The following is a 25138-nucleotide window of genomic DNA, read 5'->3' as shown; positions in this document are numbered from 1 at the left end:
GACCTTCCCGGATCGGCGTGATCCGGGTCCGATGCTCCCTGGCGCCGGTCGGCCGGGTGGTTCTCCCCCGCCCTTCGACCCCCTTGACTCGCCCGTCCGCTCCGTTACGGTGAAACCGGTTTCACTGAATGGGGCACGCGTGCGGCTCGACCTCACCATACTCATCCCGCATCTCGGCTTCCTCGCCGAAGGGGCGCTGCTGACCGCCGAAGTCTGCGCCCTGGCGCTTGTCGGCAGCGTTCTGCTCGGCATGCTGGTGGCCATCGCGCGAACGTCGTCGAACAAGTGGATCGGCCGGCTGGCCTTCGCCTATGTCGACCTGTTCCGCAACGTCCCGTTCATCGTGCAGCTGTTCTTCTTCTATTACGGGCTGCCCGAGATCGGCATCTACATCGACGCCTTCACTACCGGCGTCGTCGCGCTCTCCATTTCCGGCGGCGCCTATGCCTCGGACGCGATCCGCGCCGGCATCCTCGCCATCGACAACGGCATCCTCGAGGCTGCCGAGGTGAGCGGCCTTTCGAAGCGCGTGACCTTCACCCGGATCGTCCTGCCGATCGCGTTGCGCACCTCCGTGCGGCCGCTCGGCTCGGTGCTGATCAACATGATCCTCACCTCCTCGATCCTGTCGACCATCACGCTCAACGAGCTGACCGGCCAGGCCAAGATCGTCGCCTCCGACACCTTCCGGCCGTTCGAGGTTTATGTCGTGCTGCTTGTCGTCTATGCGGCGCTGACCTACCTGGTGTCGATCGGCATCAGCCTCCTCCACCGCCGCCTGAACCGTGATCTCGTGGAGCAAGTCAGCTGATGCGCTACGCCGAGTTCACTCCCTTCGACCTGGTACTGCTGGCCCAGGGCCTCGGCGTCACCGTCGGCCTGTTCCTCGCCACGACGCTGATCGGCCTGTTCCTCGGCGCGCTCTGGGGCGTCATCCGCTTCTATCGCACGCCGGTGTTGACCCAGTTCATCACCTTCGTCGCCGAGATCCTGAAGAACTCGCCGGTGCTGGTGCAGCTGTTCCTCGTCTTCTTCGGCTTCCCGGCCTTCTTCAAGCTCAACATGACGCCGGTGAACGCTGCCGTCATCACGCTGTCGCTCAACACTGCCGCCTTCGTCTATGTGATTGCCGTTTCTTCGATCGAGTCGATCGGCCGCGACCAGGTCGAAGCGGCCCGCGTCTTCGGCCTCACCCGCTGGCAGGTGCTGCGCCACGTCATTGCCCCGCAGGCCCTCGCCTTCTCCATCGGGCCGCTGACCGCGCTGCTGGTGAACCAGCTGCAGGTCACCTCGCTGATCTCGGTCATCGGCGTCATGGACCTCGCCAAGATCGGCGCCAACCTCAACCTGCGCACGCTGCAGCCCTTCATCGTCTGGACCGTGGTCGGCGTTCTCTACTACCTCGCCGCCAAGCTCGTCGCGACGCTGGGCGCCCGGCTGGAAAAGCGCCTTCGCGCCCACAGCGCCTTCCGAGGCCTCTGAAATGATCAAAGTCGAAAACGTCAAGAAGGCCTTCGGCCCCGTCACCGTCCTCGACGGAGTGAACCTCGTCGTCAACCCGGGTGAGGTGGTTTCCATCCTCGGCTCGTCCGGCTCGGGCAAGTCGACGCTCATCCGCTGCATAAACGGGCTCGAAAAGCTCAATGCCGGCCGGATCACCGTCGACGATTTCGATGTGAGCAAGCCGAAGGACCTGGCCGAGGCGCGCAAGCGCTCCGGTACCGTGTTCCAGCTGTTCAACCTCTACCCGCACATGACGGCGCTGCAGAACATCACGCTGGCGCCGGTTGAAGTGCTGAAGCGCCCCAGGGCGGAAGCTGAAGCCGAGGGGCGCGCCCTGCTCGCTTCGGTCGGCCTCGGCGACCGCGCCGACGCCTATTCGTCCCAGCTTTCCGGCGGCCAGCGCCAGCGTGTCGGCATCTGTCGCGCCCTGGCGATGAAGCCCCGCTACCTGCTGCTCGACGAGGTCACCAGCGCACTCGACCCCGAGATGACGGCCGAGGTGCTCGACATCCTCGCCAAGCTCGCGGCCGGCGGCACGACGATGGTGTTCGTCACCCACGAGATCGAGTTCGCCCGGCAGATCTCGAGCCGCATCGTGTTCCTCGAGAAGGGCAAGCTGCTGGTCGATCTGCCGACGGCCGAGTTCTTCGCCGAGACCGGCGGCCTCGCACAGCCGCGCGTCGCCCAGTTCCTCTCCAAGATGCGGAAAGACTAGTCCATGCTGTTCATCGCCAACGCCGAAGGCTGGCCAGGCGTCCCCACGACGGTCGACATGCTGCGCGCCGGCGGCGACAGCCTCGAGGCGATGGTCGCCGGCATCTCCAGGGTCGAGGCCGAGCCCAAGGTGCGCAGCGTCGGCTACGGCGGCTGGCCCAACATGCTGGGCGAGATGGAGTGCGATGCCGCCGTGATGAACGGCACGACCCGCGAGGTCGGCAGCGTCGGCGCCGTTCCCAACACCATTCCCGTCGCCCGCCTCGCGCACGAGGTGATGAAGAAGCTGCCGCACGTCATGTTGACCGGCGCGGGCGCCCGCCGCTACGCCACTGAAACCGGTTTCTCGGTTGACGACGTCCTGCTTGAGGACAGCAAGCGCGTCTGGTGGGAGCGGCTCGAAAAGGAAATGACTCCCGAGCAGAGGGCGGCGTTCCCGAACACCCCACTCGCCCCGCTGCTCAAGACCATCACCGATCCCGAGCGCGTCCGCGACACCACCGTCTATCTCAGCGCCGACCCGGCGCGCGGCATCCACGCCGCCACTTCGACATCCGGCTGGGCCTGGAAGTATCCCGGCCGCCTCGGCGACAGCCCCATTCCCGGCGCCGGCTTCTACGCCGACAGCCGCTACGGCGCTGCCGCCTGCACCCATACCGGCGAAATGACCATGCGCTGCGCCACCAGCCGCACCGTCGTCCTCGCCATGAAGCTCGGTTACTCGCTCGGCGACGCGGTCAAGCTCGCCGTCGAGGAACTCGATGAACTGGCCGAAGGGTTCCTCGGCGGCGTGGTCATCCACGCGGTCGACGCCGGGGGAAACCACGAGGTCGTCAACTTCCGGTGCCCCGGCGACATCCGCTACTGGCTCTGGACCGATGCCATGCCGGAGCCTGAGCTCCGGGATGCAAAGACTATCTGACCTGCAGACCTCTGCAGACCCAAAGGAGAGGACCTCACCATGAAGCGTATTCTGACTGCAATCGCGGCCCTGGCGCTCGTCGCCGGCACGGCCGTTCCGGCGCTGGCCGGCATGCTCGACGACATCCGTTCGCGCAATGTCGTGCGCATCGGCGTGTCGCTCGGCGGCGAGCCGATCGGCTTCCGCGACGACCAGAACAACCCGGTCGGCTACGACGTCGACGTCGCCAAGATGATCGCCGAGAAGCTCGGTGTGCCGGTCGAGTTCACCGACGTGTCGGGCGACGCCCGCATCTCGATGCTCGTCTCGGGCCAGCTCGACATCGTCGTCGCCAACACCTCGGCGACGCTCGAGCGCGCCAAGTCGGTGAACTTCACCATCCCGTACAACCGCGCCGGCCTCCGCGTCATCGTCCAGGCCGACTCCGGCATCACCACGCTGGAAGGCCTTGCCGGCAAGAAGGTCGTCGTCGGCCGCGGCACCACCGGCGAAGCCTTCCTCAAGAAGGCCGTGCCGACCGCCGAGCTCGTCTATGTCGACCAGTTCGCGCCCGATGGCGTGCTGCAGCTGCAGCAGAAGCGCGTCGACGCGGCCATCGAGGATTCGTCGCTCCTCGACTACCTCGCCACCAAGAACCCGTCGCTGACCACCATTCCGGGCCTCTACTCGAACGACCCGATCGGTATTGCCGTCGCCAAGGGCGATCCGGAATTCGTGCGCTGGCTCGACATGTTCGTGTCGGACTACATCCAGTCCGGCGCCTACGAGGCCAACTACAAGAAGTGGTGGGGCGAGACCGCCAACCCGCCGCAGCTCAACCCGCTGTGGTAACCGGCGCCTCGCAGCGCTGACGCTTCGCTGATGCGGTGGGCCCTCCCTCGCCGCCGCATCAGCTTCTGCCGGGCCGTCCCCCAAGGCGGCCCGGTTTCCTTTGTTGACCACCCGTCGCTGAAGGCGTCCATTTCGGGCGAAGCCGCCACAGGGTCATCCCCGCGAAAGCGGGGATCTCCGTTTGGCCGCGCGCACTGAAAACAGAGGTTCCCGCTTTCGCGGGAATGACTCCGTGAATGATGGGCGCTGCACCGCGATGCTTTCGAGCAAGAGGAATGCCTTAGCTCGTCTTCCTCGGCACGAACCGGGTCGGGATCATCACCGGCGCCTGGCCGGGCGTGAATGCCGTGGGATCGGACAGGAACCGGATCATCTGGCGCACATAGGCCGCCTTGTCGTAGCCGATCGAGGAGATCGGATAGGCGTCGAAATCGGTCAGCGACAGGTTGTCGAAGCCATAGAGCCGGAAGCGCGTGGGCCGGCTGTTCGGAAAGTCCTCGCGATACACATCGAGAATGCCCATCGCCATGGCGTCGGACGTGCAGAACACAGCATCGGGGCAATCGACGCCGGCAATGGCCGGAGCCGCCCTGTGGCCGCTCTGGTAGGAGTAATCGCCCTGTACGGTCCGCACGAGCTCGATATGATAGCGCTCGAAGCCTTTGACATAGGATGCGATCCGCGCCTGCTCGACCAGCGAGGAGGCGCGCCCGGTAACCAGCGCCGCCGTCCGCACCCCCTTCTGCGCCGCATCCGCGATCGCCGCCTCGATGCCCGCCGCCTCGTCGGGGATGATGGCCGGCGACAGCCGGTCGTGTCGCCCGTTCATCATCACCACATGATCCGAGCGGAACATCCGCCGTACCGTCCCGGCATCGGCGAAGTCGGAGAACACCAGCGCCGCGTCGACATGGTAGGCGACGCCCTGGCGCAGGAACTCGTCGACCTTGTCGACCGAGCCGACGCGGATCAGGATCACCTGCTTGCCGATCGCCTGCACTTCGGCCAGCAGCAGGTCGAACAGGTCGAGGTCGGAGAGGTCGTGGATGTGGTTGACCACCACCGCGATCAGGTTCACCGTCTTGGTGGTGAGGCTCTGGGCCAGCAGGTTCACGCGATAGCCCAGTTGCGCCGCCGCCTGCAGCACGCGTTCGCGCTTTTCCGCCGATACCGGACGTTTCTCGCTCGACAGCGCGCGCGAGGCCACCGCCCGCGACACGCCCGCCAGGGCTGCGACGTCGTCGATCGTGGGGAGCGCCGGCCGGCTCTGTTCAACCATGGCTCGTCATTGCACCTTTCGCCGGCTGAGTCGCCGGCATCCGAAAGTAGATGCGCGCTCGTTAGGAAGCACTGAAGTCTTATGATCGTCTGTTTCGATATTGGCGGCTCCGGGATCAAGGGGGCATCGGCGCACAGCCCCTCTGCGCTGACCCCGATCGGGCGCGTTCCGACGCCCCTCGACGATTTCCCGGCCTTCGTCGCCGCCATCCGCGCCATGGCCGATGCTGCCGACCCCCGGGCCCCGATCGCCATCTCGATCACCGGCGTCGTCGATCCCGCCACAGGCATCATCACGGTCGCCAACATCCCCTGCATCGACGGCCGGCGCCTTGCCGACGAACTCGGGGCCCAACTCGGCCGCCGCGTGCTGGTCGCCAACGATGCCGATTGCTTTGCCCTCGCCGAAGCCGTGCAGGGGGCCGGTCGCGGCCGGCGCATCGTCTTCGGCGCCATCCTCGGCACCGGCGTCGGTGGCGGCATCGTCATCGACGGCCGGATCATCACCGGCGCCGGCGGCTTTGCCGGCGAATGGGGCCACGGCCCGGTCGCCGCCACCAGCGCCGGCGATCCGCCCGTCGCCATCCCGCGCTTCCCCTGCGGCTGCGGCCAGGTCGGCTGCGTCGATACCATCGGCGCCGCCCGTGGCATGGAGCGCCTGCACAAGCACCTGCACGGCCTCGACCTGCCCTCGACCGCCATCGTCGAGGCCTGGCTCGCCGGCGACGACAAGGCCGCCCGCACCATCGAGGTCCAGATCGACCTCCTCGCTGGGCCACTGGCTCTCGTCGTCAACATTGTCGGCCCTGACATCGTCCCGGTCGGCGGCGGCCTCGGCAAGGTGCCTCAATTTATCGCGCTGCTCGACCAGGCGGTGCGCCGGCGCATCCTGCGCAAGCTCGACACGCCGCTGGTCGTCCCCACCCAACTCAGCCTCGAGCCCGGCCTGATCGGCGCCGCCAGCCTCGGCTTTTCGGAGATCACAGCATGACCGCCCCCCTGCTCGAGGTCTGCGTCCCCGACGCCGAAAGCCTTGCCGCTGCCGTCATTGGCGGTGCCGAGCGCATCGAACTCTGCTCCGGCCTCGAGCTCGGCGGCCTGACGGCATCGCCCGGCCTGATGCGGCTCGCCGCCGCCGCGCCGCTCAGGGTCCATGCCCTGGTGCGCCCCCGCACCGGCGATTTCGTCTATGATGGCCGGGATATCGACGCCCTCCTTGCCGACATCGACGCCATCCGCGCCGCCGGCCTCGACGGCATCGTCATCGGCGCCTCCCGGCCCGACGGCACGCTCGACGCCTCCCTCCTCCGCCGCCTCAAGGATGCCGCCGGCCCGCTCGGGACGACGCTGCATCGCGCGATCGACCTCGTCCCCGATTTCGCCGCCGCCACCGAGATCGCCGCCGACCTCGGCTTCGAGCGCATCCTCACCTCCGGCGGCGCGCGCGCTGCCATCGACGGCACCCGGGCCATCCGCACCATCCACGATACGGCCCGCGGCCGCATCAAGGTCATGGCTGGCTCCGGCCTCACCCCCGCCAATGTCGGCACGCTGCTCGATGCCGTGCCGGTCGACGAAGTCCACTCCTCCTGCGCCACGGCCATGACAACGCGCGGCGCCGACGCCGTCCGCCTCGGCTTCGCCGATCCGACGCGCCGGCAGACGGACCCCGCTGTGGTCGCAGAGTTCCGCGAGGTGCTGGAGCGGTTCGCATGACGGCGGCTTCCAACGGCAACTTCCCCTCACCCCGGCCCTCTCCCCAGAGGGGAGAGGGGGCGAAGTGGCACTGTCCGCGCAAGATGCGTCCCCTCTCCCCACTGGGGAGAGGGTCAGGGTGAGGGGAAGGACAGCTCGCTTTGCCGTGCCTGCTTCCCACCGCGCCGTCGCGGCGGATATGCTGCCGCGCGTCAATGAGGGGAACGACCAGATGACCATTCGCGTACTTGCCGCCGGCCTCGGCAACATGGGCCGCAGCCACGCCCTCGCCTACCACCGCCATCCGGGCTTCGACCTCGTCGGCCTCGTCAACCGCTCCACCCCGCGCAATCTCCCCCCGGAGCTCTCCGGCTACCGCATCGACCCCTCGTTCCCCGAGGCACTGCGCGCCCTCAGGCCCGACCTAGTCTCGATCAGCACCTACACCGACACGCATGTCGACTACGCCGTCATGGCCCTCGAGCAGGGCGCGCATGTCTTCGTCGAAAAGCCGCTCGCCATGACCGTCGCCGACGCCGAGCGCGTCGTCGCGGCGGCAAAAGCGGGCAATCGCAAGCTCATCGTCGGCTACATCCTGCGCCACCACCCCTCGTGGATGCGCCTGATCGAGGAAGCGCGCGGGCTGGGCGGTCCCTACGTCTTCCGCATGAACCTCAACCAGCAATCGAGCGGTGCGGCCTGGGGCGTCCACAAGCAGCTGATGCAGACCACCTCCCCCATCGTCGATTGCGGCGTCCACTATGTCGACGTCTGGTGCCAGATCACCGACGCCAGGCCCGTCGAAGTGCGCGGCATGGGCCTGCGCCTCTCCAACGAAGTCGCCCCCGACATGTACAACTACGGCCACATGCAGGTGCTGTTCGAGGATGGTTCGGTCGGCTGGTACGAGGCCGGCTGGGGCCCGATGATGTCCGAGGCCGCCTTCTTCGTGAAGGATGTGATGTCCCCCAAGGGCGCCGTCTCCATCGTCATGGACGAGGATGCCAGGTCGGCCGACCTCGACACCCACACCCGCACCGCCCGCATCCGCGTGCACCGCGCCGAACTCGGCGCCGACGGCAGCTTCACGAGGCCGGACACCCTCCTCTCCATGCAGGGCGAACCGGGCCACCAGGAGCTATGCGAGCGCGAGCAGGCTTTCGTCTATCGCGCCATCATTGAGGACATCGACCTCACCCGCCACATGACCGATGCGGTCCAGTCGCTGCGCGTCTGCCTTGCGGCAGACGAGAGCGTGCGCACCGGATTGCCCGTCAAGCTCTAGGAGCGCTTCCAGGAAGAGTTGCAGACTCTTCCGCTTCGAAAGCGCGACCACACAAAGACCAGGCCCGCCCATGACCCGGATCACCACCCTTCGCACCTACGACCTTCGCTTCCCCACCTCCGCCTCGCTCGACGGGTCGGACGCGATGAACCCCGATCCGGACTACTCGGCCGCCTATGTCGTGCTCGGCACCGACGGCGCGCTCGAAGGCCACGGCCTCACCTTCACCATCGGCCGCGGCAACGACATCGTCTGCAAGGCCATCGAGGCGCTGACCGCCCGCGTCTCCGGCCTCGAGCTCGACTGGATCGAGGAGAACCCGGGTCGCTTCTGGCGCCACGTCACCGGCGACAGCCAGCTGCGCTGGATCGGCCCCGACAAGGGCGCCATGCACCTCGCCACCGGCGCCGTCGTCAACGCCGTCTGGGACCTGCTCGCCAAGCGCGCCGGCAAGCCGGTCTGGCGCTACGTCGCCGACATGAGCCCCGAGCAGCTCGTCTCGATCATCGACTTCCGCTACCTGACCGACGCCATCACGCCCGACGAAGCGCTCGCCATCTTCAGGAAGGCCGAGGCCGGCAAAGCCGCCCGCATCGCGGAACTCGAGCGCAATGGCTACCCCTGCTACACCACCTCGGCCGGCTGGCTCGGCTACTCCAACGAGAAGCTGACCCGCCTCGCCACCGAGGCCATCGCGGCCGGCTTCAACCACATCAAGATGAAGGTCGGTCGCGACCTTGCCGACGATATCCGCCGCCTCGAGATCGTCCGCTCCATCATAGGACCGGACCGCTACCTGATGATCGACGCCAATCAGGTCTGGGAGGTCGGCCAGGCGATCGACTGGGTGAAGGAACTGAGCCGCTTCAAGCCATACTTCATCGAAGAACCGACCAGCCCCGATGACGTCGAAGGCCACCGCAAGATCCGCGAGGCCATCGCCCCGGTGAAGGTCGCGACCGGCGAGATGTGCCAGAACCGCATCCTGTTCAAGCAGTTCATCACCCGCGGCGCCATCGACATCGTCCAGATCGACGCCTGCCGCATCGGCGGCCTCAACGAGGTCCTGTCGGTGCTGCTCATGGCCGCCAAGTACGGCCTGCCCGTCTGGCCGCACGCCGGCGGCGTGGGCCTCTGCGAATACGTGCAGCACCTGTCGATGATCGACTATCTCGTCGTGTCGGGCAGCAAGGACGGCCGCGTGATCGAGTATGTCGATCACCTGCACGAGCACTTCCTCGACCCCTGCGTGATCCGAAACGCCGCCTACATGCCGCCCCGGCAGCCGGGGTTCTCGATCGAGATGAAGCCCGCCTCGATCGCCGCACACGTGTTCGCGGGGTGACACGCGTTCGCGTGGCAGGTCGCGGCGCGCGGACCCCGATCACGCGAACGCGAACGCACCCTTAACGCGATCTTAATTCCGATCCGGAGAATCCCTCTCAAATGCCGGGCGGAGTCTCGCCCGGCCGATGTGTGTCCTCTGCGTATCGAGGCTGTGATGTCCCGCGTACCGTTCTCACCTTCGCGTCGTTCCTTCGGGCTTGGCGCTGCCGCGCTCGCGGCTTCGTCCGTCATCTCCCCGGCGTTCGCCGGCGTCGACACCTTCATCGATGGCGTCTGGAAGCGCGCCAGGGCGCGCGGCGTCTCAAGGCACGTGTTCGACGTGGCGATGGGCGGGTTCACGCCACAGAGCAAGGTCGTCGACCTTTCGAAGAAGCAACCCGAGTTCGTCAGCACCGTCGCCGACTATATCGGCAAGCGCGTCACCGACGGGCAGGCCGGCAAGGGCCAGGACATGCGCGGGGAATGGAAGCAGACCCTTGCTGCGGTCAGTTCGCGCTACGGTGTGCAGCCGGAAATCCTCCTCGCCATCTGGGGCATCGAGACCAATTACGGCGGCTACATGGGCGGCACCAACACCGTGCACGCGCTGGCGACACTCGCCTATAGCGGCTACCGGGCCGACTATTTCGGCAGCGAACTGATCACCGCGCTCGAGATCCTCGAGGGCGGCCACGTGCGCTTCAAGAACATGGTGGGCTCATGGGCCGGCGCCATGGGGCAACCCCAGTTCATGCCGTCGAGCTTCATGAAGTACGCCGTGGACTTCAAGGGCGACGGGCACAAGGACATCTGGGGCTCCGTCCCCGACGCGCTCGCCTCGATCGGCAACTACCTCAAGTCCTTCGGCTGGCGTGCAGGCGAAACATGGGGCTACGAGGTACGGCTGCCGGGCGACTTCAACTACCAGAACGTCTGGAGCGGGATCAACGCGACGCTGGGCGACTGGAGCGGGGTGGGCGTCCTGCGGGCGAGTGGCAAGCCGTTCCCGCGCGCCAGCGACACGGCGCGCCTCTACATGCCGATGGGCGGCAACGGACCGGTGTTCGCGGTGCTGCCGAACTTCGACGTGATCAAGCGCTACAACAGCTCCGACAGCTATGCCCTGGCGGTGGGCCACCTGGCCGACCGGATTCTGGGCAGCAAGGGATTCGTCGCCAGCTGGCCGGCGGATACGGCGCTGACCAGGGCCGATCGCGAGCAGGTGCAGGCCATGCTGCTGCGCAAGGGCTATGACATCGGCACGCCGGACGGGGTGATCGGACCGAAGACGCGAGCCGCGGTGATCGACTGGCAGGCCCGCTCCGGGCTCTTGGCCGACGGCCACGTCTCCGGCAACCTGCTGCGGGCGCTGAGCTAGACCGTTTCGCAGTACAAGGCTTACCTGGGGATGGGTGTCGCCGGGCGGCGGGCTCAGCCCGGCGTCGGGGCCTCGGGGTCGATGAGGCCTTCGTTGCGCAGGTCCGACCACAGCGCGGCCGGGATGGTCTCCTCGATGAAGCCGATATTGGCGGTGACCTCCTCGGGCCTCGCGCCGCCGGGGATGACGGACACCACAGCGGGATGGGCGAGGGGAAACTGCAGCGCGGCGGCCTGCAGCGAAACGCCGTGGCGGGCGCAGACGGCCTGGATGCGGCGGGTCTTGTCCTGGATGTCGGGCTCGGCGATGCCGTAGCGGTAGCGGGCATTGGGGCCGGGGCCGGTGGCGAGGATGCCCGAGGCGTAGGGAGCGCCGATGATGACCGAGATGTTCTCGTCGACACAGCGCTTGAGCCCGGTGGTCAGGGCCGTCTGGTCGAGCAGGGTGTAGGGCATGGCGACGATGCAGAAATCGAGCGGCACCAGCGGGGCGATGGTGGCGAGCGAGGGCGCAGCGTTGAGGCCCATGCCGATGGCCTTGATCTGGCCGGAGCGCTTCAGCTCCTCGAGGGCTTTGTAGCCGCTCGCGGTCAGGTCTTCGAGCTTCGGCCCGTTCGGATCGGCTGCGGCTTCCGGATCGTGGATGAGAAGGGCATCGACGGTGTCGAGGCCGAGGCGCAGCAGGCTCTGCTCATAGGCGCGCAGGATGCCGTCATAGGAGTAGTCCCAGACGATCTCCATGTTGAGCCCGCCCCCCCAGGGGGTGCGGTCGAAGTTGCGCGGGTCGGCGGGGCGCTTGAAGTAGCGGCCGACCTTGGTGGTGATCACGAACTCGTCGCGGGGCTTGTCGATCAGGAAATCGCCGACGCGGTGCTCGCTGAGGCCGCGGCCGTAATACGGGGCGGTATCGAAGAAGCGGATGCCGTTGTCCCAGGCGGCCTTGAGCGTGGCATGGGCGGTCTCGCCCGAGACGCGGTTGTACATGCCGCCCAGATGGGCGGCGCCAAAGCCCATGGGGGGAAGGCGGAGGCTGGTGGCGCCGGCCTGGCGGCGGTGGCTGAGCTTGGTGGTCATGTCTGTGCTTCTGGAACTCAGGCTGAAGGAACGGGTGTACGCGGCTCGGGGGCGCGGAAGACCGCGGCGATGTCGTCGCCCGGGGCGACAGGGGCGTCGCGGTAGAGGAAGCAGGTGGCGAGGCGCTGGCTGTCCGGGGTGTACTTGGGCGGGACATTGTCCCAGCACTGTTCCATGACATGCGGGCAGCGCGGCGCGAACCTGCAGCCGGCGTTGGAGCGGGCGGCGGAGGCTTCGGAGACCGGAATTTCGTCGGCGCCCCACGCCTTGTCGAGGTCGGGCAGCGGGATCGAGGAGACCAGCAGCTGCGAGTATGGGTGCTTCGGCGCGCCGATGACGCGCTCGACCGATCCGGCCTCCGCGACGTTGCCGCGGTAGAGGATCATGATGTTGTCGCAGATCTGGAAGGCCGTGGTCAGGTCGTGCGTGATGTAGACGATCGAGATGCCGAGCTCGCGGTTCAGCGTCTTCAACTCGTCGAGGATGGTGGCTCGCAGCGAGGCATCGACCATCGACACCGGCTCGTCGGCAACGATCATGCGCGGCCGGAGCAGGACGGCGCGGGCGACCATGATGCGCTGGCGCTGGCCGCCCGACAGCTCGTGCGGGAAGCGGCCGAGCGTGTCCTGCGGACGAAGGCCGACGCGCTTGAGGGCATCCTCGATCAGCGCGCGGCGCTTGGCGTCGGTATCGGCAAGGCCGTAGCGCTTCACCGGCGTCTCGAGCACGTGGTCGATGCGGTAGAACGGGTTGAAGACCTCGAACGGGTCCTGGAACACCGGCTGCACCTCGCGGCGGAACTGGCGCTGCTCGGACGGGGACATCAGGGCGATGTCCTTGCCGCGGTAGAAGACGTGGCCGGCCGAGGGGTTGATGAAGCCGAGCAGAATGCGGGCCAGCGTGGTCTTGCCGCTACCGCTCTCGCCGGCGATGGCGGTCATCGATGGGCTGCTGTCGGACAGCGACAGGGTGACGTCGTCGAGGGCGGTGAAGGCGCCGTAGGTCTTGCTGACGCCCCTCAGTTCGATGAGCGCGCTCACGGGCGGGCCTCCCCGTTGTGGGATTGGGCCATGGCCGGGAGCGGCGGCAGGACCTGGTGTTCGGGATAGAGGTGGCAGGCCGCCTGCTGGCCGGGCGCCACGTCCTGCAGCAGCGGCGTCTCGGTGCGGCAGCGTTCGAAGGCGAAGGGGCAGCGCGGGTTGAAACTACAGCCGGGCGGCAGGTCGACGAGCGGCGGGGGCAGGCCGGGAATGCCAGTCAGCGCCTGCTTGACCTCGATACCGGGGAGGCTCTCGACCAGCAGCTTGGTGTAGGGGTGGCGCGGGGTCTCTATCATCTGCCGGACCGGGCCGATGTCGACGAGCTTGCCGGCGTACATGACGCCGACGATATCGGCGAACTGGGCGATGAGGCCCATGTCGTGGCCGATGAGGACGACGGCGGCGCCGAGCCCATCCTGCAGGCGGCCGAGCGTCTGCATGACCTGGCGCTGCACGACGACGTCGAGGGCGCTGGTCGGCTCGTCGGCGACGATGACCTTAGGCGACAGCGAGGTCGCGATGGCCATGGCGGCGCGCTGCTTCATGCCGCCGGAAAGCTCGTGCGGGTAGCGCTTGGCGACGGATGGGTCGAGCCCGACGCTCCTGAGCAGTTCGGCGACGCGGGCATCGAGGGCGGCGCGGCTCATGCCGGGCTTGTGCGCCACGATGGCGTCGATCATCTGCTCGTCGAGCTTCATGACCGGGTTGAGCGAGCTCATCGCGCCCTGCGGGATGAGCGCGATGTCGCGCAGCCGCGTCTCGCGCAGCTCGCGCGGGCTCATCTTGAGGATGTCCTGACCGTCGAGCAGCACCTTGCCGCCGGCGATGCGGCCGGGAGCGCGGGTCAGGCGCATCAGCGCCGTCGCCATGGTGGTCTTGCCCGAGCCGGACTCGCCGATGAGGCCGAGCCGTTCGCCGGCCTTCAGGGAGAACGACACGTCGTTCACCGCCTTGGCCGGACCCTTGCCGGTGTCGTAGTGGACGTTGAGGCCCTCGACGACGAGAATGGGCTTGTCGGTATCGGTCACGGTCATCAGCGCCTCGCCAGCTTGGGGTTGGCGAAGCGGTCGAAGCCGACCGAAGTGAGGAAGAGGCCGATGAAGATCAGTGCGATGACAACGATGGGCGGACCCCACCACCACCAGTAGCCACGCAGCACGGCGGCCGACTGCTGGCTCCAGTAGATGGTATTGCCGAGCGTCATTTCTTCAAGCGCGCCGAGCCCGAGGGCCTCGAGGCCGATGACGGCGAGGATCGAGCCCGAGACGGTGCCGACGAAGCTCGCCACGATGTAGGGCATCAGGTTGGGCATGACCTCGGTGAAGAGGATTTCCCAGGGCCCCTCGCCGTTCACGCGCGCGACCTCGATGTAGGATTTCTCGCGGATGGTGAGGACCTGGGCGCGCACGGTGCGGGTGGTGAACATCCAGCCCAGCGAGGCGACCACCAGCGCCATGACCCAGGTGCTCATGCGGTCGATATTGCCGGCGATGATGACGAGGATGGCGATGGCGGGCACGGTCAGCAGCGCATCGGAGATGACACGGATGATCGCATCGATCCAGCCGCCGAACTGGCCGGCCACGAGGCCGAGCACGGTGCCGACGCCGACGCCGATGAAGCCGGCGATAAGGCCCATCTTCAGCGTGTTGGGGGTAGCGTAGATCAGCAGGGTCCACATGTCGCGGCCCTGCGAATCCGTGCCGAGGAAATAGTCCGCCCCCGGCGGCTTGCGCGGCCGGACGGCGCCGACCTGCGCGTTGGTGGCATCGACGAACAGCGGGCCGATGAGGCCGAACAGGACGATGGCGAGGAGGATCGCAAGCCCGAGGAGCAGCACGCCGCTGATGCGGCCCTGCTCGTAGTTGCGGCGAAGCGAGGCAAAGAAATGGGTCATCGCCGGATCCTGGGGTCTAGCAGCGGGTAGATGAGGTCGACGAGGAAAAGCAGGACCGCCAGCGAGACGATCAGCATCAGCACGACGCCCTGGATGACGAAGTAGTCCTGCCCGCGGATGGCGACGTAGAGCAGCGAGCCGAGGCCGGGATAGTTGAAGATCACCTCGACGAGCACCGCGCCCGAGACGACCGAGCCGAGCGAGAGGGCAAGGGCGGTGACCTGTGCCAGCAGCGCGTTGCGCATGCCGTACCAGACGAAGATGCGGCGCGGGGGCAGCCCCTTGGCCTCGGCGAAGGTGATGTAGTCCTCGCCGAGCACCGACACCATCTGGCTGCGCATGCCGAGCGCCCAGAAGCCGACATTGCCGAGCACGATGGCGAGACAGGGCAGGAAGGCGTGGCGCAGGATGTCTTCGGTAGTGGCCCAGTCGAGGCGCATGATGCGCGTGGTGTCGACGCCGCCGGCGGGCGGGAACCACTTCAGCACCACGGCGAAGAAATAGATCAGGATGATCGCCAGCAGGTAGAACGGGATCGAGGTCAGGATCATCATCAGCGGCACGAAGGCCTTGATGCCGCGACCGGCGGTGGGCCACGCGAGCCGCGCGCCGAGCAGCGATCCGGTGGCGAAGGCGATCAGCGTCGCGACGGCCAGCAGGGTCACCGACCAGGGCAGCGCGTTGCCGATCATGGTCGAGACTTTTTCGGGGAAGTTCGCGAACGAGACGCCGAGATCGAGCCGGAACAGGTCGAACCAGTAGTTGATGTACTGCTCTAGGATCGGCGCATCGAGCCCGTATTTGGCGCGATAGGCGGCCGAGACGGCCTGGATGTCGACGTTCTGGGCGCCGCCGGTGGCTTGCAGGCGCGCCAGCGCCGTCTGCACCGGGTCGCCGGGCAAGAGGCGCGGGATGATGAAGTTGATGCTGACCGCCACGAACACGATCAGCAGCAGCTGACCGAAGCGCGTGGCGAGATAGCGGGCGAGTTCGCGGCTCATCTCAGCTGTTCCGGTGTCGCTGCATGGGGTGGGTCGAACCCGATGTCATCCCTGGGGTGTGGCACGCCTCAGTCTCCAAGCAACTCGTCAAAGAAGTTGCGGATGGCAGCCGTCAGGTGCCGCCATCCGCCGGTCGGGAGGACCGTTACTGTGCGCCCGAGGGCTTGAGGTGGTGGATGACCAGGTTGAACGCCTCCCACGGGGTGTAGGGGGCCACATACGGGTCGGCAGCCGACGGCCAGCCGGTCCAGTACGTGTTGTTGAAGGTCACCACATGGTACTCCTCGAGCAGGTCGATCTGCGGCAGGTCGCGCAGCGCGATGTCGAGGGCGGCCACGGCGTTCTTCATGTAGTCCGAGTTCGGATCAGTGCTGGCCGGGACGGCGTCCATGGCGTCGATCAGCTTGTCGTATTCCGGATTCATGTAGCGCGAGGCGGCCACGGCGTTCGGGATATTCTCGCCGAGCGGACGGGCGAACTTGCTGTGATAGTGCTGCAAGGTCTCGAGCGGCTCGGAGAGGCTGCCGCAGTGCACGAAGATCATCGTGTCGAAGTTGCCGGACTGGATGTCGGGCAGCCAGGTGTCGTCCACCGGGGCCTGCACCGCGTCGAAGCCGGCGTTCTTGAGCTGCTGGGTCAGCGGGGCCAGCGTAGGCTGGATGAAGGCCGGGGTGCGCACCGTCACGGCGAGCGGCTTGCCGTCCTTGGCCCAGAGCCCGTTGGCGTCCTTGGCGTAGCCGGACTTGGCCATGTACTCCTCGACCTTGGCCGGATCGGGATTGTCGAGGTTGTACTTGTCGAGAACCGCCTTGAGCGGGCTGCCCTCGGTCAGCCAGGTGCCGGCCATGTAGTTGGAGAAGGCGAAGGTCACCGGCTTCTGGCCGCCTTCGTAGCCGATTTCGTTGATGGCCGACCGGTCGATGGCATAGTTCATCGCGTAGCGGACGTTGACGTCGTTCCACGGCTCCCGCATCTGGTTGAACACCAGCGAGTAGTCGCAGCCGTCGGGAGCGCCCCAGTTCGGGCCTTCGGCGTTCCAGGAGCTCAGCTTGTCGTTCTGCGCCCTGGCGGCTTCGAACGTGCCGATCAGCAGCTGGCGGCCGCCGTCGATCTGGTTGGCGATGTGGAGCTGGCCCATGGCGTCGTCGGACGAGACCGGCACGAGCGTGATGCGCTTGGGCGCCGGCAGGTCCTCGAAGCCGGTCTTGGCGCCCCACCAGTCGTCGCGGCGATCGAAGATCTCCTGCTGGTTGGTCGAGGAGACCAGCTTGTAGGCGCCGGTGCCGACCGGCCAGCCCTTGGCCAGATCGTAGTTGGTGAAGGTCGCGATATCCTGGCCTTCCCAGATGTGCTTGGGCAGGGTCGGATAGTGGTTCTCGTGGCCGAGCGCGAGGAAATCGCGCACGAAGCGCGGGGCCGCCTTGTTGAAGTTGATCTTGAGGTTGAGCGGATCGGTAACCTCGACGTCCTTCACCCATTCCTTGAACGAGGCCGAGCCGTTGATTTCCGGCGGGGCATCGCGCAGGGCCTCGAGCGTGAATTTCACGTCGTCGGCGGTGAACTTCTGGCCGTCCGACCACTCGACGCCGTCGCGCAGCTTGATCGTGGCGCTGGTGAAATCGGGAGCGTATTCGAAGCTCTCGGCCTGCCACGGGATCAGCTTGCCGTCGTTGAGATTGGTGTAGAACAGCATCTCGTTGACGGTGAACTGCATCGCGTCGCGCTGGTGCGTGACCGAAGTCAGGTAGGGGTTCCAGTTGTCGACGTTGGCGAACTGGGCCGGCTGGTCACCCCAGGGGGTGAGCACCAGGGTCTCGTTGCGCGGCACGTCGGCGACCTGCGCCATGGCGGTCGACGCCATCAGCGGCAGGGTCAGCAGCGCCAGGACGGCACTGCCAATCATGGTTGCACGTTTCATTAGTCCTCCTCCTTTGGCCGGTTCCGGCCTGTCGTTATCCTGTGGGGGAGCGGAACGAGGGTCCCGCTGCCGCCCGGTTGTTCGCCGTCCTGCTCCGGGTCATCCCCGCGATAGCGGGGATTTCCGTTTGCGATGGTACGGCCCGCCAGAAAACGAAGGTCGCCGATTTCGCGGGTGGGGCCATCGAGCCTCCCCCGCCCGGCCGCCCTCCCATCCTAGAGCGCCATTGCCTCGATGGCCTGCTTCGACAGGCCATGGCCGAAGCCGGGCTCGTCGCTCACCACGACCTGACCGTTCACCGGGACGGCCATGCCGGGGTAGTTGTTGGTCTCCTTGAGCGGCTGGCCGGGGGCGCCGCCGACGAAGAACTCGCCCCACTTCGACGCCGTCGAAGCGATGGTAAAATGCTGGCCGTACGGTGTGTTCATGCCGGCGTGGCAGTACATGTCGATGCCGGCATACTCGGCGATGGCCGCGATCTTCTGGCAGGCAGTGAAGCCGCCGACCCAGTGGATGTCGGGCTGGAATATGTCGGCGACGCGATCCTTGGCGGCCTCGAAGAAAGTGTACGGCGTGTACCAATGCTCGCCGGTGGCGATGGTCTGCCACGGCAGGCGCTCCCGAAGGGCCTTGTGCGAGGTGTGATCCTCGGGGATCAGGCAGTCTTCCATCCACTTGAGGTTGAACGGGCGCAGGCGGTGGGCAAGGCGGACGGCGAACTCGACGTCGAAGGCCATCCAGCAGTCGAGCATCAGCTCGACATGCGGGCCGATCAGCTCCCGCGCCTTGCCGACGAACGCCTCGTTCTTGTCCAGCGCCTCGAGGCCGTCCGCCGTGCCGTACGGGCAGGCGAGCTTGGTGGCCTTGAAGCCGAGCTCCATGTGCCAGTCGGTATCGTTGCCGGTGGCGTAGCAGAACTGGCTGTCGCGCGCGGCGCCGCCGGCGAGCTCGTAGACGGGCAGCTTCAGCACCTTGCCCTTCAGGTCCCACAGCGCCAGGTCGATGCCGCTGATGGCGTAGGAGCCCAGGCCCGACGGAGAGTAGGGCGAGGTGATGCGCATCATCATGTCGTAGAGCTTTTCGGTGGCGAGTGCGTTCTCGCCTTCGAGCAGCGGGCCGATATGGTCGTTGATGAGGCTGATGGTGGGCTGGCCGTAGCCGGTGGTGCCGAAGCCCCACGAGCCGTCATCGGCGGTGACGATCACCCCGACGGCGGGGAAACTGGAGAGCCAGCTGGCGCGCAGCGCCTTGTAGCGCGGATAGCGGGACATCGGGTTGGCGACCTCGGCATCCTTGGTCCAGGGCGGACGGCGCGCCGTGCCCTTCTGCTTGGCCTCCTCGTAGGTGCCCCCGGCAATCGGATTGGTGATCGCAAAGGCTTCGATGGACTTGATCTTCAACGAATACTCTCCTCGAAAACGTCTTGGCTGGCTGCTCCGCCAGCGCCGGCCGTTCAGGCCGGAATGCGGTAGAATTTCCTCGCGTTGTCGCGGAACAGGCGCGTGCGTTCGGCCTCGGGGAGGTCCCGGGTGATGTCGCTGAAGGCGCGCCAGACGGTGCGGAAGTCGGTGTAGAGCTTGTCGACCGGGAAGTTGGAGGCGAACATGGCGCGCTCCGTCCCGAAGACCTCGATGCTCTCCAGCACCAGCGGGCGGATGCTCTCGGTGGTCCAGTGGTTGTCGAGCATGCCGAGGCCGGAGATCTTGGCGACGATGTTGGACTGCGCCGCGAGCGCGCGCAGGCCGGCCTTGTACTGCTTCCAGCCCCCAAGATCGCGGTCGGCCCACATGCCGGCGTGGTTGAGGATGATGCGGGTGTCCGGCGCCTTGGCGGCGAGCGCGGCGGCGGTCTCCATCTGGTGCGGATAGAGCTGCAGGTCGAAGCTCAGGCCGCGGCGGCCCAGTTCGCGCAGCCCGGCGAGGAAGCCCGGCTCGGCCATCAGGTCGCGCGACACGTAGCTGCGCCGGGGGTCGGGATGCATGTTCACCACCTGCCGGATGCCGCGGAAGATGGAGAACTGCTGGTGCCGGTCGAGCAGCGCCGGGAAGTCAGGCGCGGTAAGGTCGCCATTGCCGACGATGACCAGCGGCAGCGGGTTGGCGTCGGCGACCTTCTGCAGCGTCTCGGTTTCCTTGATCGGATCGGTGGGGAAGGCCTCGACATGCACGGCGCCGACGATCTCGAACTCGTCCCCGCCCTCGCGCAGATATTCCTCGATGAGGTAGCTGCGGCAGATCGCGGCGTTGCTCCCGTCGGCAGACGGGGTCTCGAAATGCGGGTAGATGCGGGTCCACAGGTCCCACAGGTGGATGTGCGGATCGACGATCTGGAGCCTGGCCATCGGTGCTGCCCTCAGTCGAGCCGGAACATTTCTTCGACCGGCCAGGCCTTGGGCCGGGCATCCTCATGGGTCTCCATGTGCGGCTCCATCCACTTCCACCACTTGAGCACGACCGGATCGACGCCTTCGGTCTGGCTCGGCGCGTTGTCGGGCTTTTCGAGATAGGCGAAGAGCAGCAGTTCGTAGCGGTAGATGGTGTAGTTGGAGACGCCCTGGCTTTTCAGCAGCGCGACCATTTCGGGCCAGATCTCGTCGTGCTTGCGCTTGTACTCGGCTTCCTGGCCGGGCTTGAGCTTCATGACCCATGCGGAACGCATTGTTGTTGTCCTTCAGTGAGTTGCCTGGAGTGCCACGCGCTCGCCAAGCGGTTGCGGTGGCCATGAACCGGTATAGCCGAGGCGCCGGCTGACGCTGACTGCGGCCTCATCGAGCAGGTCGACGAGGGGCTGGACGTCGGGGCCCGGGGCCTTGGGCGAAGTGCCCGAGATGCTGATCGCGCCGACCGGGCGGCCGGTGCGGTCGACGATCGGCACGCCGACGCAAAACACGCCCATCACCACTTCCTGGTTGTCGATCGAGTAGCCGCGCCGGCGGGTGCGGGCGAGCTCGGCGCGCAGGTCGTCCGCATCGACGATGGTGTTGAGGGTGTAGGTTTCGCGCGGCTGCGCGATGATGCGCTCGCGCTCGGCCTCGGGCATGAAAGCGAGGATCGCCTTGGCGCTGCCGCCACAGTAAAGCGGCCCGCGCGAGCCGATGCGCCAGTCGAGCTGCATGCCTTCGTTGCCGCGCACCTTGTCGATGCACACACAGCCATCGGCGCTCAGCACGTTGACGTTGACGGTCTCGCGGGTCTGCTCCGCGATGGCTTCGCAGAACGGGCGCGTCAGCCGCGGCAGCTTCACGCCGTCGAGCTGCAGGTCGGTAATCTCGAGCAGGCGGTAGGAAAGCTGCCAGGCACCGGTGGCGTTGCGCTCGACCACCTGCTCGTCGGCGAGATCGACCAGCATGCGGTGTACCGAGCCGACCGGCAGGGTCAGCTGCTGCGACACGCCGCGCGCCGTCATCGCACCCTTGCGGGCGAGCAGATCGAGAACCTGGATGGTGCGCCGGATGCTGGACATGCCGGGTCAGCCTCGCCGGTTTCCGGACAAGGCAACACCATTGGCCCCGCGGGCCGACACGCCCCGCAGATGCCCGAAATGCGCGGTGATCCGCACGATTCGGCCTCCCTCGAACTCCTCCGCCGCACCCCCTGTTGTTCCACAGGTGGAATGTGGCGTTCCAATAGTGAGCGCGTTCGGGGTGAAGGAGTCAACCGGCGCGAGATACGACTTTCGGGCAGGGGATGGTAGAACGGCCGTGCACGTACCTCATTGTTTGGCTTGGCGAAATTCTGCCGGCGGGGAGGCCGTTCTCGGCCAAGGAAATGATCGGCGACAGCGTGCCTTAACCGGCAGGCCCAACCGGGCGGCGTAGGCCATGGCCTTCCGGCTGCGCCGGGATGACCGGGAGGTGGGCCGGTCGCTGTTGACATCACCCACCCAACTCTGTGATCCCTGCCGCCCCGTTCATCGCGCTGGAGGAGAGCGATGGTGCTGGCCCGGATCGCGCTTGCCGCGACGCTTGCCGTGTTCGCCACGACTGGCCTTGCCGCCGATGTTCAGCCGACGCTGACCGGCGACACCCGCATCCATGACCCCAGCGTCATCGAGGTCGACGGCCGGTTCGTGGCGTTCCAGACCGGGCAGGAAGGCGGCGTCTTTCGCGGCGCCATCCGCGTCAAGACCTCGCCCGACGGCATCGCCTGGACCGATGCCGGCTCGATCGGCAAGGGCGTGCCCAAATGGCAGCGCAAGGAACTCGGCTACCAGTCGCTGAACATCTGGGCCCCGAGCGTCAGCCGGCACGGCGACACCTGGAACCTCTACTATTCGGTCTCATCCTTCGGCATCAACACCAGCGCCATCGGGCTGATGACCAGCACCGCGCTCGATCCTGACAAGCCGGGCGAGGGCTGGGTCGACCGGGGCCTCGTGCTGAAGTCCAACGGCAAGGACAACTGGAACGCCATCGATCCCTGGCGCATCGACCTCGGCGACGGCCGCGCCTTCCTCGCCTACGGCTCGTTCTGGGACGGCATCAAGATGCGCGAACTCGATCCGGCGACGGGCAAGCTCATCGCCGAGGATACGCCGACCTTCGACCTCGCTTCGCGCCAGGGCGCCGGCATCGAGGCGACCAGCATCATAGAGCACGAAGGCAGGTTCTACCTGTTCGTCTCATTCGATCAGTGCTGCAAGGGCGTCGACAGCACCTACAACATGCGCGTCGGCCGCGCCGACGCGGTGACCGGCCCCTACCTCGACCGGGACGGCACCCCGATGCTCGCGGGCGGCGGCACGCTGCTGCAGGGCAGCACCGGTCGCTTCATCGGCCCGGGCGGCCAGGAAGCAATCCACACCACCGGGGGCGACATGCTCGCCTACCACTACTACGACGGCGACGACCTGGGCGTGTCCAAGCTGCAGCTCTCGCCCCTCGGATGGACCCCGGATGGCTGGCCCGAACTCGACCCCCTGCCCTAGCGAGTCATGGGGGGAGTCACCATCACCACCGCCTGTCATCCCAGCGAAAGCTGGGACCCAACGCGCAGCCGGCACGGGTGGAGAAATGGATCCCTGCCTTCGCAGAAATGACACCGAAGAGGAACGGACAAATCGTGGACCACCCTGATCGCGCCGAGGACCTCGACCTGCTCAAGACCCTGCTCGTCGTCGGCATGATCGGCGCGCACGTGATCCAGCTCATCACCTTCCGCCCCAAGCCCGAGGCGGCGATGTTCGCCGAATATGCGAACCTCGTGAGCTTTTCCGGCTTCATGTTCGCCTTCGGCATCGGCCTCGGCCTGCCCAAGCCGCAAGGCCGCAGCCGCAGCTGGCCGCAGCGGCTGCGCCCGGTGCTGCTCCTGCTGCTCGCCGTCTACGTCTCGTCCTTCGCCTTCGCCCTGCTCGTCGACCGCAAGCCGTTCAGCCTCGAGCTGGCGCTCGATGTGTTGACCATGCGCCGCCTGTTCGGCTGGAGCGAATTCCTCGCCACGTTCTTCGTGCTCGCCGCGGTCCAGCTCGTTGCTCGACCCGCGCTGCTCGCCATCGGCCGAAACCCGTGGCTGCTTGTCGGCGTCAGCGTCCTCTGCCTCTTGACCACCTACGTCACCACCGATGCGATCGTCCCGCTGCTGCCGACCCTCGTCGGCCACACCGGCATGGCCAATTTCCCGCTCCTGCCCTACCTGCCCTGGTTCCTGCTCGGCATCTGGTACGGCGGCAAGCCGGTGCGGCTCTGGCACTTCCTGCCCGCCTTCGCCATCACCGCCTACTGCTTCTGGTTCACGATGCGGACCGGCGGCTTCCCGCAGCGCTTCCCGCCCACGATCCTCTGGATCGTCGGGCCGGCCGCCATCCTGCTCGCCTACCTGGCGCTCAGCCGCTGGATCGCCGCCCGCGTCCGCATCCCCGGGATGCTGCTGATCCCCGGCCGGCACGTGCTGAGCTTCCTCGTTCTCAGCAATGTCGCCTTCTTCACCACCCGCTTCTTCCTGCGCCAGCCGCTGCGCAACACCCTCATGGATGTCGTGGTGACGCTCGGCGTGCTGATCGTCCTGACCGCCGGCTGGTATGCATGGGAGCTGCTGCGCAAGCCACGTCGGCGCACCGAGGCCGTTGCCGCGGTCTAGCGCCCCCTCCCGGCGCGCGGGTCGGGGCGAGTCGCAGGCCGAACGCGGAGATCAGTCCTGCTCGGCCCGGGCCGGCCCTGGCCCGATGGAGGCCCGCTCGATCAGCGGGCACTCGATCTTGATCCGCCGCGGCGAGGCAGCCGGCAACTGCTCGTCGAGCAGCGCGCCGACGGCCCAGCGCGCCATCTCCTCATGCGGCAGCACCACCGTAGTCAGGGGCGGATCGAGGTAGGCGCTGGTGTCCTCGTCGTCGAAGCCGACGATCGACATATCCTCGGGCACCCGCAGTCCCTTCTGGCGCAGCGCGTCATAGGCGCCGACCGCCATGCGATCGTTGAAGGCGAAGATCGCGGTCGGCGGGTCGGGCCGCTGAAGCAGCTTGCGCGTCAGCTCCCGGCCGCCGGGGATCGTCCAGCCGCCCGGCATGATCAGCGTTTCGTCCACCGGCACGTCCCACGACGCCAGGGCCTGCCGGTATCCGCGCTCGCGGGCCTGCGATGCTTCGATCCAGTTTTCGCCCGCCAGGTGGGCGATGCGCCGGTGCCCGGCCTTGAGCAGGGCCTCGGTCGCCGCGTATCCGCCGGTGACGTCCGCCGGCACGACCGAGGGATAGAGCCGCTTGCCGTCGTAGCAGTTGACCATCACCGTCGGCACGTCGCGCAGCCGCTCGGGCGGTTCGGCCGGCCGGGTGATGAGGCTGGTGTACAGCACGCCGATGCTCTGGTGCTGCAGCAGCATGTCGAGCGCCAGCGCTTCGAGCTTGGGGTCGCCTCGCGTGCAGAATGTCGCCACCACCACGTCCTGCAGCGCCGCCTCCTCGCGCGCGCCCTCGATGAAGGCTGTCGCGAACGGCGTCGTCGTCACCTCGTCGATCAAGAGGCCGATGACCCGGGTCCTGTTCTCCGGCACATGGTGCTGCGCACCCTTGCGGTAGCCCAGGGCGTCGGCCGCCTCGAGCACGCGCTGGCGCGTCGCCTCGGCCACCCGCGCGTTCGGCACGCGGTTGAGCACCAGCGACACCGTCGCCTGCGAGACACCGGCCCGTTCGCCGATGTCGATCATGGTCGGCCGTTTTGCCAACGGGTCCTCCAAGCTCCTCCAGCGTCAGCACTATCCCCGGAGAGCCGGTGACGCAACCCGGTTGCTAAACTCATTAGCGTCGGCAGGGCTTGTGCGTCCTACGAAAAGACGCTAGCCATTGGC

24 protein-coding genes are annotated in these 25138 nt (G+C 67.1%); 12 read left to right on the top strand and 12 right to left on the bottom strand.

The window, feature by feature from the left end:
• Positions 1–139 precede the first annotated feature (139 nt).
• Genes J0I99_RS06845 through J0I99_RS06825 form a run of 5 tightly spaced genes read left to right on the top strand, consistent with a single transcriptional unit; the run spans position 140 to position 3970 of the window.
• Positions 140–811 (top strand): amino acid ABC transporter permease, encoded by a 672-nt coding sequence (locus tag J0I99_RS06845; protein ID WP_291392199.1) that lies wholly within the window; start codon positions 140–142, stop codon positions 809–811.
• A complete protein-coding gene (locus J0I99_RS06840; RefSeq protein WP_291392198.1) occupies positions 811–1482 on the top strand; it encodes an amino acid ABC transporter permease in 672 nt (223 codons plus the stop codon). The genes J0I99_RS06845 and J0I99_RS06840 overlap by 1 nt, the downstream gene beginning before the upstream one ends.
• Before the next feature lies 1 nt (position 1483).
• Positions 1484–2218, top strand: a complete 735-nt coding sequence (locus J0I99_RS06835) for an amino acid ABC transporter ATP-binding protein (RefSeq protein WP_291396771.1) — start codon at positions 1484–1486, stop codon at positions 2216–2218.
• Between the two features lie 3 nt (positions 2219–2221).
• Positions 2222–3139 (top strand): N(4)-(beta-N-acetylglucosaminyl)-L-asparaginase, encoded by a 918-nt coding sequence (locus tag J0I99_RS06830; RefSeq protein ID WP_291396769.1) that lies wholly within the window; start codon positions 2222–2224, stop codon positions 3137–3139.
• A 39-nt stretch (positions 3140–3178) separates the two neighbouring features.
• The gene (locus J0I99_RS06825; protein WP_291396767.1) at positions 3179–3970 is read left to right on the top strand and encodes a transporter substrate-binding domain-containing protein; all 792 of its coding nucleotides are present in this window, start codon (positions 3179–3181) and stop codon (positions 3968–3970) included.
• 280 nt (positions 3971–4250) lie between these two features.
• On the opposite strand, the gene J0I99_RS06820 is transcribed toward J0I99_RS06825, so the two are convergent.
• Positions 4251–5249, bottom strand: coding sequence for a LacI family DNA-binding transcriptional regulator (locus J0I99_RS06820; protein WP_291396765.1), 999 nt, complete (start codon positions 5247–5249; stop codon positions 4251–4253).
• An 81-nt stretch (positions 5250–5330) separates the two neighbouring features.
• On the opposite strand from J0I99_RS06820, the gene J0I99_RS06815 reads away from it, so the two are divergent.
• The 5 genes from J0I99_RS06815 (at position 5331) to J0I99_RS06795 (ending at position 10932) form a co-directional block, all read left to right on the top strand.
• Complete coding sequence (locus J0I99_RS06815) at positions 5331–6239, top strand: ROK family protein (protein WP_291396763.1); 909 nt, start codon at positions 5331–5333, stop codon at positions 6237–6239.
• On the top strand, positions 6236–6964 hold the full coding sequence (locus J0I99_RS06810; protein WP_291396761.1) for a copper homeostasis protein CutC: 729 nt from the start codon (positions 6236–6238) through the stop codon (positions 6962–6964). Before J0I99_RS06815 ends, J0I99_RS06810 begins: the two co-directional genes overlap by 4 nt.
• A gap of 211 nt (positions 6965–7175) precedes the next feature.
• Positions 7176–8228 carry a Gfo/Idh/MocA family oxidoreductase gene (locus J0I99_RS06805; RefSeq protein WP_291396759.1) on the top strand — a complete coding sequence of 351 codons (1053 nt, stop codon included), beginning with the start codon at positions 7176–7178 and terminating at the stop codon, positions 8226–8228.
• A 70-nt stretch (positions 8229–8298) separates the two neighbouring features.
• Positions 8299–9573 carry an L-fuconate dehydratase gene (locus J0I99_RS06800; protein WP_291396757.1) on the top strand — a complete coding sequence of 425 codons (1275 nt, stop codon included), beginning with the start codon at positions 8299–8301 and terminating at the stop codon, positions 9571–9573.
• Positions 9574–9729: 156 nt separating this feature from the next.
• A complete protein-coding gene (locus J0I99_RS06795) occupies positions 9730–10932 on the top strand; it encodes a lytic murein transglycosylase (RefSeq protein ID WP_291396755.1) in 1203 nt (400 codons plus the stop codon).
• Positions 10933–10985: 53 nt separating this feature from the next.
• Here the strand turns inward: J0I99_RS06795 and J0I99_RS06790 are convergent, their stop codons facing one another.
• The 10 genes from J0I99_RS06790 to J0I99_RS06745 all read right to left on the bottom strand — a co-directional run bounded on the left by J0I99_RS06790 (position 10986) and on the right by J0I99_RS06745 (position 21323).
• Positions 10986–12005: an aldo/keto reductase gene (locus J0I99_RS06790; RefSeq protein WP_291396753.1), complete on the bottom strand. Its 1020-nt coding sequence runs from the start codon at positions 12003–12005 to the stop codon at positions 10986–10988.
• Positions 12006–12022: 17 nt separating this feature from the next.
• Complete coding sequence (locus tag J0I99_RS06785; protein ID WP_291396751.1) at positions 12023–13045, bottom strand: ABC transporter ATP-binding protein; 1023 nt, start codon at positions 13043–13045, stop codon at positions 12023–12025.
• Positions 13042–14079 (bottom strand): ABC transporter ATP-binding protein, encoded by a 1038-nt coding sequence (locus tag J0I99_RS06780; RefSeq protein ID WP_291396749.1) that lies wholly within the window; start codon positions 14077–14079, stop codon positions 13042–13044. The genes J0I99_RS06785 and J0I99_RS06780 overlap by 4 nt, the downstream gene beginning before the upstream one ends.
• Positions 14079–14942 carry an ABC transporter permease gene (locus J0I99_RS06775; RefSeq protein ID WP_291396748.1) on the bottom strand — a complete coding sequence of 288 codons (864 nt, stop codon included), beginning with the start codon at positions 14940–14942 and terminating at the stop codon, positions 14079–14081. The genes J0I99_RS06780 and J0I99_RS06775 overlap by 1 nt, the downstream gene beginning before the upstream one ends.
• On the bottom strand, positions 14939–15943 hold the full coding sequence (locus tag J0I99_RS06770) for an ABC transporter permease (RefSeq protein ID WP_291396746.1): 1005 nt from the start codon (positions 15941–15943) through the stop codon (positions 14939–14941). The genes J0I99_RS06775 and J0I99_RS06770 overlap by 4 nt, the downstream gene beginning before the upstream one ends.
• A gap of 145 nt (positions 15944–16088) precedes the next feature.
• The gene (locus tag J0I99_RS06765; protein WP_291393109.1) at positions 16089–17861 is read right to left on the bottom strand and encodes an ABC transporter substrate-binding protein; all 1773 of its coding nucleotides are present in this window, start codon (positions 17859–17861) and stop codon (positions 16089–16091) included.
• Positions 17862–18076: 215 nt separating this feature from the next.
• A complete protein-coding gene (locus J0I99_RS06760; RefSeq protein WP_291396744.1) occupies positions 18077–19261 on the bottom strand; it encodes an enolase C-terminal domain-like protein in 1185 nt (394 codons plus the stop codon).
• A 53-nt stretch (positions 19262–19314) separates the two neighbouring features.
• Complete coding sequence (locus J0I99_RS06755) at positions 19315–20202, bottom strand: amidohydrolase (RefSeq protein ID WP_291396742.1); 888 nt, start codon at positions 20200–20202, stop codon at positions 19315–19317.
• 11 nt (positions 20203–20213) lie between these two features.
• Positions 20214–20519: an L-rhamnose mutarotase gene (locus J0I99_RS06750; RefSeq protein ID WP_291393115.1), complete on the bottom strand. Its 306-nt coding sequence runs from the start codon at positions 20517–20519 to the stop codon at positions 20214–20216.
• A 12-nt stretch (positions 20520–20531) separates the two neighbouring features.
• Entirely contained in the window at positions 20532–21323 is a 792-nt protein-coding gene (locus tag J0I99_RS06745) for an IclR family transcriptional regulator (protein WP_291396740.1), read from the bottom strand.
• 468 nt (positions 21324–21791) lie between these two features.
• Between J0I99_RS06745 and J0I99_RS06740 the strand changes: the two genes are divergently transcribed.
• Together J0I99_RS06740 and J0I99_RS06735 are read left to right on the top strand one after the other, a co-directional pair.
• Complete coding sequence (locus tag J0I99_RS06740; protein WP_291396738.1) at positions 21792–22787, top strand: arabinan endo-1,5-alpha-L-arabinosidase; 996 nt, start codon at positions 21792–21794, stop codon at positions 22785–22787.
• Between the two features lie 134 nt (positions 22788–22921).
• Complete coding sequence (locus J0I99_RS06735) at positions 22922–23935, top strand: hypothetical protein (RefSeq protein WP_291396736.1); 1014 nt, start codon at positions 22922–22924, stop codon at positions 23933–23935.
• A gap of 51 nt (positions 23936–23986) precedes the next feature.
• Here the strand turns inward: J0I99_RS06735 and J0I99_RS06730 are convergent, their stop codons facing one another.
• Entirely contained in the window at positions 23987–25015 is a 1029-nt protein-coding gene (locus J0I99_RS06730; protein WP_291393123.1) for a LacI family DNA-binding transcriptional regulator, read from the bottom strand.
• Positions 25016–25138: the final 123 nt, after the last annotated feature.

The organism is Devosia sp. (genome assembly GCF_017307495.1).
Taxonomy (GTDB): domain Bacteria; phylum Pseudomonadota; class Alphaproteobacteria; order Rhizobiales; family Devosiaceae; genus Devosia_A.
The sequence above is the reverse complement of the archived record's forward strand: the minus strand, read 5'-3'. Positions and strand labels throughout refer to the sequence as shown.

What these genes read in the sequence shown, in the direction of transcription:
- J0I99_RS06795 (WP_291396755.1), top strand. Translation starts at nt 9,730, where the DNA reads ATGTCCCGCGTACCGTTCTCACCTTCGCGTCGTTCCTTCGGGCTTGGC.
- J0I99_RS06810 (WP_291396761.1), top strand. Translation starts at nt 6,236, where the DNA reads ATGACCGCCCCCCTGCTCGAGGTCTGCGTCCCCGACGCCGAAAGCCTT.
- J0I99_RS06805 (WP_291396759.1), top strand. Translation starts at nt 7,176, where the DNA reads ATGACCATTCGCGTACTTGCCGCCGGCCTCGGCAACATGGGCCGCAGC.
- J0I99_RS06815 (WP_291396763.1), top strand. Translation starts at nt 5,331, where the DNA reads ATGATCGTCTGTTTCGATATTGGCGGCTCCGGGATCAAGGGGGCATCG.
- J0I99_RS06835 (WP_291396771.1), top strand. Translation starts at nt 1,484, where the DNA reads ATGATCAAAGTCGAAAACGTCAAGAAGGCCTTCGGCCCCGTCACCGTC.
- J0I99_RS06840 (WP_291392198.1), top strand. Translation starts at nt 811, where the DNA reads ATGCGCTACGCCGAGTTCACTCCCTTCGACCTGGTACTGCTGGCCCAG.
- J0I99_RS06770 (WP_291396746.1), bottom strand. Translation starts at nt 15,943, where the DNA reads ATGAGCCGCGAACTCGCCCGCTATCTCGCCACGCGCTTCGGTCAGCTG.
- J0I99_RS06740 (WP_291396738.1), top strand. Translation starts at nt 21,792, where the DNA reads ATGGTGCTGGCCCGGATCGCGCTTGCCGCGACGCTTGCCGTGTTCGCC.
- J0I99_RS06755 (WP_291396742.1), bottom strand. Translation starts at nt 20,202, where the DNA reads ATGGCCAGGCTCCAGATCGTCGATCCGCACATCCACCTGTGGGACCTG.
- J0I99_RS06780 (WP_291396749.1), bottom strand. Translation starts at nt 14,079, where the DNA reads ATGACCGTGACCGATACCGACAAGCCCATTCTCGTCGTCGAGGGCCTC.
- J0I99_RS06830 (WP_291396769.1), top strand. Translation starts at nt 2,222, where the DNA reads ATGCTGTTCATCGCCAACGCCGAAGGCTGGCCAGGCGTCCCCACGACG.
- J0I99_RS06765 (WP_291393109.1), bottom strand. Translation starts at nt 17,861, where the DNA reads ATGAAACGTGCAACCATGATTGGCAGTGCCGTCCTGGCGCTGCTGACC.
- J0I99_RS06750 (WP_291393115.1), bottom strand. Translation starts at nt 20,519, where the DNA reads ATGCGTTCCGCATGGGTCATGAAGCTCAAGCCCGGCCAGGAAGCCGAG.
- J0I99_RS06820 (WP_291396765.1), bottom strand. Translation starts at nt 5,249, where the DNA reads ATGGTTGAACAGAGCCGGCCGGCGCTCCCCACGATCGACGACGTCGCA.
- J0I99_RS06825 (WP_291396767.1), top strand. Translation starts at nt 3,179, where the DNA reads ATGAAGCGTATTCTGACTGCAATCGCGGCCCTGGCGCTCGTCGCCGGC.
- J0I99_RS06790 (WP_291396753.1), bottom strand. Translation starts at nt 12,005, where the DNA reads ATGACCACCAAGCTCAGCCACCGCCGCCAGGCCGGCGCCACCAGCCTC.
- J0I99_RS06800 (WP_291396757.1), top strand. Translation starts at nt 8,299, where the DNA reads ATGACCCGGATCACCACCCTTCGCACCTACGACCTTCGCTTCCCCACC.
- J0I99_RS06775 (WP_291396748.1), bottom strand. Translation starts at nt 14,942, where the DNA reads ATGACCCATTTCTTTGCCTCGCTTCGCCGCAACTACGAGCAGGGCCGC.
- J0I99_RS06745 (WP_291396740.1), bottom strand. Translation starts at nt 21,323, where the DNA reads ATGTCCAGCATCCGGCGCACCATCCAGGTTCTCGATCTGCTCGCCCGC.